Origin of the sequence: Acinetobacter lactucae (assembly GCF_013344765.1) — a bacterium.
Classification (GTDB): domain Bacteria; phylum Pseudomonadota; class Gammaproteobacteria; order Pseudomonadales; family Moraxellaceae; genus Acinetobacter; species Acinetobacter lactucae_A.
The window spans coordinates 1-378 of record NZ_JABVBF010000455.1; the positions used below are offsets into that span (position 1 = coordinate 1).

The window sequence follows — 378 nt, forward strand, 5'->3', positions numbered from 1 at the left end:
CTGTTACAGAATTTTGATAATGATATTACAGAAAATCTATTGGCTATATCCGTAACAGGATCTTACCGTTATGGATTACAATCATCAACTTCAGATGTAGATCTAAACTTTTTCTTTAAAGATAATACTTACTTAGATAAAATGGGTGATTATATTGTTAAAAATATAAATGGAAAAAAATATGAAATTTTATTATTGAGTGCTGATTTTTTAAAAGAAAAACTAAATAATAATTTTTTAAATCTTAATTATACTTTTAAAAAAGAAGATTTGGATTTTCTTATTAAGATTTTTGATAGTTTGCCACTTTATGGTCATGATTACTTTCAAGAAATTTATAGCCTTTTTTCTTCTGAGTCGTTAAAGAAGTCTATATGT

At 23.3% G+C, this 378-nt stretch carries 1 protein-coding gene; it reads left to right on the forward strand.

Annotation, left to right across the window (positions count from 1 at the left end; genetic code table 11):
• A partial coding sequence (locus HUN22_RS17815) for a nucleotidyltransferase domain-containing protein (protein WP_174732125.1) occupies nucleotides 1–378 on the forward strand: 378 nt, incomplete at both ends.